Below are 8,308 nucleotides of genomic sequence, written 5' to 3'. Positions count from 1 at the left end.
GCCATTCCGTCGAGCCCGCAAACCAGGTCCCCCGCCGTCGGGCCCAGCCGCAGCATGGCGCCCCGCCGCTCCGGGCCGTCCACCGGTCGCCCGCGCGCGCCCGCCCGGCGCACGTTCTCCTCGGGCCAGCGCGCGCTGCTGTGGGCCGCGGGCGTGCTGGGAGCGCTGGCGATCTTGATCGCGGTGATCATCGTCATCAATTCCCGCACGGAAAACGTGCAATCGCCGCCCCCGACCGTCACCGACACCGGGACCCCACCGGCGACGGCGCCCCCGGCGAGCAAGACGCCCAGCGGGGCGGCGCCGCGCCTGCGGCTCAATTGGACGGATCGCGGGAGAATAGGTAATTCTGGACTTCAGAGCAGGCCGCATGGACATGACTGGGTTCCCCCCTCTACGCCCAGCACATCGCCGGCCCGACATGAGACACAGCGATGACCACCCCGCAGCACCTGTCCGACCGCTATGAGATCGGCGAGATCCTCGGTTTCGGAGGCATGTCCGAAGTTCATTTGGCCCGCGACGTCCGTTTGCACCGCGACGTCGCGGTGAAGGTGCTGCGCGCCGACCTGGCCCGTGACCCCAGTTTCTACCTACGCTTCCGGCGCGAGGCGCAAAACGCCGCGGCGCTGAACCACCCGTCCATCGTCGCGGTGTACGACACCGGCGAGGCGGAAACACCGACCGGTCCGCTGCCCTACATCGTCATGGAGTACGTCGAAGGCGTCACGCTGCGCGACATCGTGCACACCGACGGCCCGATGCCGCCGCGGCGGGCCATCGAGATCATCGCCGACGCCTGCCAGGCGCTGAACTTCAGCCATCAGAACGGCATCATCCACCGCGACGTCAAGCCGGCGAACATCATGATCAGCTCCACCAACGCGGTCAAGGTGATGGACTTCGGCATCGCGCGCGCGATCGCCGACAGCGGCAACAGCGTCACCCAGACCGCGGCCGTGATCGGGACAGCCCAGTACTTGTCACCCGAACAGGCACGCGGTGATCCCGTCGACGCCCGATCCGATGTCTACTCGCTGGGCTGTGTCCTCTACGAAATCCTCACCGGCGAACCGCCTTTCACGGGTGACTCGCCCGTCGCGGTTGCCTACCAGCACGTCCGCGAGGATCCGGTGCCGCCGTCGAAGCGGCACGAGGGCATCTCCGCCGACCTTGACGCCGTCGTGCTCAAGGCACTGGCCAAGAACCCGGAGAACCGCTATCAGACCGCGGCAGAGATGCGCACCGACCTGGTGCGGGTACACAACGGTGAGCCACCCGAGGCGCCCAAGGTGTTCACTGACGCCGAGCGCAGCTCGTTCCTGTCGTCCTCACCCATCGGTCACGGGCCGCGCACTGACCCGCTGCCACGCCAGGCTCTGGACGACACCGACAGCGATCGCGCCGGCGGTTCCATCGGCCGCTGGGTTGTCGCGGTCGCCGTGCTGGCGGTGCTGACGATCGTGGTGGTCATCGCCTTCAACACGTTCGGCGGCAGCACCCGCGATGTCCAGGTGCCCGACATGCGCGGGCAGGTGTCCGCCGATGCGATTGCCGCACTGCAAAACCGCGGCTTCAAGACACGCACCCTGCAAAAGCCCGACTCGACGGTTCCGCCCGACCACGTCATCAGCACCGACCCCGCCGCCAGCGCGTCGGTGAGCGCCGGCGACGAGATCACCATCAACGTCTCCACCGGCCCCGAGCAACGCGAAGTTCCTGATGTGTCCTCGCTGAGCTACAGCGACGCGGTCAGCAAGCTGAAGGCCGCCGGATTCAGCAAGTTCAAGCAGGCGAACTCGCCGTCGACCCCGGAGCTGTTGGGCAAGGTCATCGGGACCCAGCCGCCGGCCAACCAGACGTCGGCGATCACCAACGTGATCACCGTGATCGTCGGCTCCGGGCCGGAGACCAAGCAGGTCCCCGACGTCGCCGGTCAGACCGTCGACGTCGCACAGAAGAACCTGACCGTCTACGGCTTCACCAAGGTCACCCAGGCGCAGGTGGACAGCCCCCGGCCGGCCGGTGAGGTGATCGGCACGAATCCGCCCAAGGGGCAGACGGTTCCGGTGGACTCGATTATCGAGCTGCAGGTGTCCAAGGGCAATCAATTCCTGATGCCCGATCTGACCGGCATGTTCTGGGCGGACGCCGAACCGCGGTTGCGCGCGCTGGGCTGGACCGGGGGGCTCGACAAGGGTCCCGACGTCGACGCCGGCGGCTCCCAGGCCCACCGGGTGGTCTACCAGAACCCGCCAGCCGGGTCGGCGGTCAATCGGGACGGGATCATCACGCTGAAGTTCGGCCAGTAACCGCCGGCGCGTCCTCCGGGAAATATGGCCGGACCGCGGAGCGGACCTCGTTCTCCAGCCGGCGCACCAGCGTGTCGTCGCGCGTCCAGCCGCAGAAAGCGAGCCAGTTCGCCAGCATTCGGTGCCCGCCCTCTGTGAGTATCGACTCCGGATGGAACTGGACACCGTGAATCGGCAACTCGGTGTGACGCACGCCCATGATCACACCACTGCGGGTGCGGGCCGTGACCTCCAGCGTCGCGGGCAGGGACTCCGGCAAAATAGTCAACGAATGGTATCGGGTCGCTGTGAATGGATCCGGAAGCCCTTCCAGCACACTAACATTGGTGTGAAACACGCTGCTGGTCTTGCCGTGCAGCAACTCGGGCGCGCGGTCCACGGTGGCGCCGAACGCCACGCCGATGGCCTGGTGCCCCAGGCATACCCCGAGCAGCGGGGTGCGCTGCTCGGCGCACGCACGAACCAGCCCGATCGACGAGCCCGCGCGTTCCGGGGTGCCCGGTCCCGGGCTGAGCAGAACACCGTCGAACTGCGCGGCTACGGCCGCCTGGTCCGAGAGGCGGGCGTCGTCGTTGCGCCAGACGTCGGCCTCGACACCGAGCTGGCCGAGGTACTGCACCAGGTTGAACACGAAGCTGTCGTAGTTGTCGACAACCAGGATCCGCATCGTGTCAGGTTACCGTCCGGCCCCGGCCGGGGCTGCCGCTCAGTACCCCACCGGGCCCGCGGGCTGCGCGAAGTGCGTCCGGACGGGTTCGGAATGGCCGACGATCTGGACGTCGGACTTGACCTCTTCGCTGTAGCCGAGGCCGAATCGGACCACGTACTGCTTGTAGAGGATGACCAGGGGAGCGGCGGCCAGCGCGGCCAGCATGGCTGCCGGGTTGCCGATCGCGGTGATCGTGTAGGGCGGGCTGTAGGTGCGCCCGTTGAGCAGCAGCGTATTGCCGACGCAGCGAGGCACCGAGGTCGCGATGATCCGCTGGTCTTGCATCTGGATCGCCTCCGCGCCGGCGCTCCACAACCCGTTCAGCACGGCCTGGATGTCCTGCTGATGCACGACCAGATCGTCGGGCGATGCGTCGCGGGGGAAGCGGCCGTTGGCGTCACGCTGTGCGTCCTGGAGGGTCACCACCAGACCCGGTCCGTGCACCGGATCCATTCCCGCTTCACCGGCCAGCTCGGCGGAGCGTCGCAGCATCGCGGCCAGCGCGGCATCCGTGGACCGGCCGTGGGCGGAATCGATCTTCTTGGCCAGCTCGTCGCGTTGGGCTCTGAGGTGATCGACCGACGACTGCGCCTCGCGGACCAGATCGACCAGGCGCGGCGCATCGCTACGGCGGATCTCGCCGCCGCCGGACACCGCGTGCGTGGCGGCGAGCAGCAACCCGGCCAACAGACACACCAACGGGACCCCGAAGCGCCATGGTGAGCGGCGCGTGTCATTCATCGACTCTCCATTTCCTGGTCACCGTGCCAGGTGAGTTAGTCTCGTAGCCGAGCTATTCGTGCAGCTGCCATCGTTATCGTCGCACCCCGTCCCGTTCAAGATGTTGTTCAGGTAATTGCCGAGACACCTCTGAGGTAACAATGCCCAAGTCCAAGGTCCGTAAGAAGAACGACTTCGCCGTCAGCGGGGTCAGTCGCACGCCGGTGAAAGTGAAGGTCGGACCGTCCAGCGTGTGGTTCGTTTGTTTGTTTGTCGGCCTCATGTTGATCGGGCTCGTCTGGTTGATGGTGTTCCAATTGGCCGCCGTCGGCAGTCAGGCGCCGGCCGCCCTGAGCTGGATGGCGCAACTCGGCCCGTGGAACTACGCCATCGCGTTCGCTTTCATGATCACCGGGTTGTTGCTCACGATGCGCTGGCACTGACCAACCCCACAGAGGTAATGAATTCATCTTGGGGTCTATCTGTAACTGGCTCAGCAACCTTGCGGCCACCCAATCACACGCGTGTGATTTATCCCCACTGTTGATAGCGCTTGTGGATAACTCCATAGGCAGTGGTGGGAGGGGTTAGACGCGCCATGCAGCAAACAGAATGGGCGCCGCCCACAGCCGGAGTCGCTGGTTGCGGGGCCGTCGGCGTTCTAATGGCTATCGCCAGTGTGACCCTCGTCACAGACGTACCCGGACGCATTTTGACGGGGATTGCCGCGGCCGGTCTGATCTTGTTTGCGGGCATGACGTGGCGCGCGCGCCCGAAGCTGGCAATTGGCCCAGGTGGTCTGATGCTGCGGGGCTGGTTCCGGACGCAGGTATTACAGCACCCCGACATCAAGATCATCCGGATCACCGAATTCCGCCGCCACGCGCGCACGGTGCGGTTGCTCGAGGTCGAAACGGTCGACGGCGGTTTGGTGATCTTGTCCCGTTGGGACCTCGGGACGGACCCGTTGAAGGTGCTCGACGCGCTCACGGACGCCGGCTACGCAGGTGGTAACGGGCGCTGAGCGAAAGCCGCCTTAGGAGATCGTGATCGACTCGATGACGACCGCATCGGCGGGACGGTCGTTGCCGTCGGTGGCCGTCGTCGCGATCGCGTCGACCACCTTTTGCGAATCGGGATCGGTCACTTCGCCGAAGATCGTGTGGCGCCGGTTCAAGTGCGGCGTCTGGGCCACGGTGATGAAGAATTGCGAACCGTTGGTGCCCGGGCCCGCGTTCGCCATCGCCAGGAGGTAGGGCTTGTCGAATTGCAACTCGGGATGGAACTCGTCGGCGAACTTGTAGCCCGGACCCCCGCGGCCCGTACCGGTCGGATCGCCGCCCTGGATCATGAAGCCTCTGATCACCCTGTGAATGACCGCGCCGTCGTAGAACGGGCCCGACGGGCTACCCGATGCGTTCTGGGTCGAGTACTCCTTGGTGCCCTGCGCCAGGCCGACGAAGTTGGCGACGGTCTTGGGCGCGTGGTTTCCGAACAGGGCAACCTTGATGTCTCCGCGGTTGGTGTGCAGCGTCGCGGTAGCAGTCTGAATGGGGCTGTTAGTCACGGGGCTAGAGTCTGCCATTACGCGTGGCCGTGCAAGCACCCGGTACCGAAACCCGGGCGCGCACAATAGGCCCGGGCGTGTCCCATTGATGGCAGTCTGATGAGGCACCGGACGAGCGGCACAGAAGGGCGGCAGATGAGCGCGAAAACGGCACCCCGGCTGACCCCACGGGAGCGACTGGCCCGCGGATTGACCTACTCGGCGGTGGGACCGGTGGATGTCACCCGAGGAGTCGTGGCGCTGGGCGTCCACGGTGCGCAGTCGACCGCGTCGGGACTCCGTCGCCGTTACCGCGAGGGCCGGCTCGCCCGCGAGATCGCCGCGGCCCAAGAGACACTCGCGCAGGAGCTGGCCGCCGCGCAGGAGATGGTCTCCGGGCTGCCCCAGGCGCTGCAGGACGCGCGCCGGGCCCAGCGCCGCAGCAAGCGCCCATGGGTGATCGCCGGGGCCGCCGTCGTGGTCCTGGCCGGCGGCGCCGTCGCGTTCAGCGTCGTCCGGCGTTCAGTGCGTGCCGGGCGCGAGGAGCCTTCGCCCCGGCCGCCGAGCGTGGACGTGCAGCCGCGCCCTTGAAGCCGAGCCTTCCGGTCGTCGTCGCTGCGGATCTTTGTGGAATTCATACATTCAACCGGTCGAGCACCTTTAGCCCTGATGTGCGGTGATCGGTCTCGACGGTGACCACGGCGACCTCATGCCCGTGTTGAACCAGCGAATGCCGGACGGCCGAACCGATCGTGCCGGTCCCGATGACGATCACCTTCACGGCTGACCCTCGCGTTCGCGGTCATGCGGCCGGGTATCCATCCCGGCAACGACAGTCTCGGGGAAGCGCTCCTGTCCCAATACGGCGAGCAGTTGCAGTTTCTCGTAGCCCTCGCTGCGCGGAGCGGCGGTGAATACCAGCAGCAGCTGAGATTGGTCCTCGGTCAGCAGCGCCTGGCAGTCGAGCTCGATCGGGCCGAGTTCGGGATGAACGATCGTCTTGTGATCGGTGTAGCGCTGAGCCACTTCGTGCCGGTCCCACAGTTCAGAAAACTCTGAGCTGGCCTTCTGCAGCGCACGCACAATCTCGCCGGCCGCCGAGCGCGCGCCCATCGATCCATACGCGACGCGCAGGTGCGCGACCACCGCGCAGCTTTGCCTGTCACGGTCATCCTCGGGGTAGCTCGACCGCTCTGAGGGCTCGGTGAACCAGCGGTAGATCTCGCTGCGGGCCAGGCCGGTGTAATGCGACCTGTCACCGAACAGGGCCTCAGCCATCCGGTTTTGCACCAGAGTCACGCCAAGGTTGGACACGATCAGCGCCGGGGTGTCGCTGAGCCGGTCGAGCACCCGCAGCAGCGCCGGAGCCACATGCGGTGTGGCACCCACCGAATCGGGAGCGTTGCGCCCCGCGATCCGGAACAGGTAGTCACGCTCATCCCCGCTGAGCCGGAGAGCGCGGGCAAGCGAAGCCAGCATCTGCTCGCTGGGCTGCGGTCCGCGCTGCTGTTCTAGCCGGGTGTAGTAGTCGGTCGACATCGCCGCCAGTGCCGCGACCTCCTCCCGGCGTAACCCGGCGGCTCGGCGGCGCGCCCCACCCGGTAGCCCGACGTCGGCTGGCCGTAGCGCCTCTCGGTGTCGGCGGAGAAAGTCGGCCAGTGCCGCGCGGTCCATATCGCCAGTATCCGTCGGTGCTAACTATTAGCCAGAGACTGCTGATCCCCCTATAAGTGGTCTCTGCCGGGCGTGCGATACGGCCGCGAGACTCACAGGATGAACACGTCAGACAACAACATCTTCATCCCCGGTGCCACGAGTGGCATTGGGCTGGCGCTCGCCGTGGAGCTACATGCCAAGGGCAACACCGTGATCGTGGGCGGCCGGCGCACCGAACTGCTCGGGCGCATCGCCACCGAGCACCCCGGCCTGGACACGGTGCCCATTGACACCGCCGACCCCGGCAGTATCGATGTGGCCGCCAAGCAAGTGCTCGCCAAACATCCGGATCTCAACGTCCTAGTGACGATGGCCGGGATCATGCGCGTCGAGGACTGGCACAAGCCCGAATCGTTTCTCGCCTCGGCCGAATCGATCATCACGACCAACGTACTGGGCCCAATCCGGCTCATCGGCGCATTCATCGAACACTTACAGACCCAACCAGACGCAACCATCATCACCGTGTCGTCGGGTCTGGCGTTCACACCGCTTAAGGTCACCCCAAGCTACAACGCCTCCAAGGCCGCGATTCACATGCTCAGCGAGTCGATCCGGCTGCAGCTGGCCGACACCACCGTCAAAGTCAAGGAGCTGGTCCCGCCAGCCGTGCGCACCGCGTTGCTGCCCGGCCAAGAAGACAGCCCGATGGCGATGCCGCTTGACGAATTTGTGGCGGAAGTCGTTGCCCTGCTTCAGGAACAGCCCGACGCCACCGAAATCCAAGTCGACCGCGTGAAGTACCTGCGATACGGCGAAGCGCGCGGCAACTATGACCAAGTCGTCGCCGCACTCAACCGATCAGACCCCCACGCCGATTAAACCCCGGACGGGGTAATCACCAAATTCTGACGACACTGATCACCGGCTTCGGGGATCGAAAGGATTGTGCGGGAACATGACTGACCTCAGCGGGAAAGTTGCGCTGGTCACCGGCTCAGCCCGCGGCATTGGCAAGGCGATCGCCATACGCTACGCACAGCTGGTGGCCGACATCGCGATCAATTACTCCGGCGACGAAGCCGGCGCGTCCAACACGGTGGCCGAGATCGGCGAGATCGGCCGCGACGCGATCGCGGTGAGAGCCGATGTCACCAAACCCTATGAAATTGAACGACTTTTCACCGAGACGATCGATCGCTTCGGCAAGGTCGACATCGTCGTGGCGAACGCCGGTGTGGAGCTGGTTGACCAGGCCCTGACAGAGGCGACCGAGGAACAGTTCGACCGGCTGTTCGCGATCAATTCCAAGGGGGCGTTCTTCACTCTGCAGAAGGCCGCGGAGTACATCTCAGACAACGGACG

The 8,308-nt window shown here is 65.9% G+C and carries 11 protein-coding genes and 1 pseudogene; 7 read left to right on the top strand and 5 right to left on the bottom strand.

Annotated elements, in window-relative coordinates:
• A pseudogene (locus tag JWP83_RS02885) lies at nt 1-438 on the top strand (serine/threonine protein kinase); the annotation flags it as partial.
• Nucleotides 435-2,312 carry a Stk1 family PASTA domain-containing Ser/Thr kinase gene (gene pknB / locus JWP83_RS02880; protein ID WP_297725595.1) on the top strand — a complete coding sequence of 626 codons (1,878 nt, stop codon included), beginning with the start codon at nt 435-437 and terminating at the stop codon, nt 2,310-2,312. The pseudogene JWP83_RS02885 and the gene pknB, both read left to right, overlap by 4 nt.
• Here the strand turns inward: pknB and JWP83_RS02875 are convergent.
• Nucleotides 2,290-2,979, bottom strand: coding sequence for an aminodeoxychorismate/anthranilate synthase component II (locus JWP83_RS02875; protein ID WP_297725593.1), 690 nt, complete (start codon nt 2,977-2,979; stop codon nt 2,290-2,292). The genes pknB and JWP83_RS02875 overlap by 23 nt on opposite strands.
• A gap of 39 nt (nt 2,980-3,018) precedes the next feature.
• Nucleotides 3,019-3,762, bottom strand: a complete 744-nt coding sequence (locus JWP83_RS02870; RefSeq protein ID WP_297725591.1) for a DUF881 domain-containing protein — start codon at nt 3,760-3,762, stop codon at nt 3,019-3,021.
• A gap of 140 nt (nt 3,763-3,902) precedes the next feature.
• On the opposite strand from JWP83_RS02870, the gene crgA reads away from it, so the two are divergent.
• Entirely contained in the window at nt 3,903-4,184 is a 282-nt protein-coding gene (gene crgA / locus JWP83_RS02865; protein ID WP_297725589.1) for a cell division protein CrgA, read from the top strand.
• Between the two features lie 155 nt (nt 4,185-4,339).
• Entirely contained in the window at nt 4,340-4,765 is a 426-nt protein-coding gene (locus tag JWP83_RS02860) for a PH domain-containing protein (protein ID WP_297725587.1), read from the top strand.
• A gap of 12 nt (nt 4,766-4,777) precedes the next feature.
• Here JWP83_RS02860 and JWP83_RS02855 read toward each other — a convergent pair whose 3' ends face one another.
• On the bottom strand, nt 4,778-5,326 hold the full coding sequence (locus tag JWP83_RS02855) for a peptidylprolyl isomerase (protein ID WP_297725585.1): 549 nt from the start codon (nt 5,324-5,326) through the stop codon (nt 4,778-4,780).
• Between the two features lie 117 nt (nt 5,327-5,443).
• On the opposite strand from JWP83_RS02855, the gene cwsA reads away from it, so the two are divergent.
• Nucleotides 5,444-5,878, top strand: a complete 435-nt coding sequence (cwsA, locus tag JWP83_RS02850; protein WP_297725583.1) for a cell wall synthesis protein CwsA — start codon at nt 5,444-5,446, stop codon at nt 5,876-5,878.
• A 43-nt stretch (nt 5,879-5,921) separates the two neighbouring features.
• Here the strand turns inward: cwsA and JWP83_RS02845 are convergent, their stop codons facing one another.
• Both JWP83_RS02845 and JWP83_RS02840 read right to left on the bottom strand, forming a co-directional pair.
• Complete coding sequence (locus JWP83_RS02845; RefSeq protein ID WP_297725581.1) at nt 5,922-6,068, bottom strand: 3-hydroxyacyl-CoA dehydrogenase NAD-binding domain-containing protein; 147 nt, start codon at nt 6,066-6,068, stop codon at nt 5,922-5,924.
• Nucleotides 6,065-6,961 carry a helix-turn-helix transcriptional regulator gene (locus JWP83_RS02840; protein ID WP_297725579.1) on the bottom strand — a complete coding sequence of 299 codons (897 nt, stop codon included), beginning with the start codon at nt 6,959-6,961 and terminating at the stop codon, nt 6,065-6,067. The genes JWP83_RS02845 and JWP83_RS02840 overlap by 4 nt, the downstream gene beginning before the upstream one ends.
• 99 nt (nt 6,962-7,060) lie before the next feature.
• Between JWP83_RS02840 and JWP83_RS02835 the strand changes: the two genes are divergently transcribed.
• Both JWP83_RS02835 and JWP83_RS02830 read left to right on the top strand, forming a co-directional pair.
• On the top strand, nt 7,061-7,825 hold the full coding sequence (locus tag JWP83_RS02835; protein WP_297725577.1) for an SDR family oxidoreductase: 765 nt from the start codon (nt 7,061-7,063) through the stop codon (nt 7,823-7,825).
• A gap of 76 nt (nt 7,826-7,901) precedes the next feature.
• Nucleotides 7,902-8,308: SDR family NAD(P)-dependent oxidoreductase (locus tag JWP83_RS02830; RefSeq protein ID WP_297725575.1), on the top strand; the 407-nt coding region annotated here is incomplete at its 3' end.

This window comes from Mycobacterium sp. (genome assembly GCF_025965855.1).
GTDB lineage: Bacteria > Actinomycetota > Actinomycetes > Mycobacteriales > Mycobacteriaceae > Mycobacterium.
The sequence above is the reverse complement of the archived record's forward strand: the minus strand, read 5'-3'. Positions and strand labels throughout refer to the sequence as shown.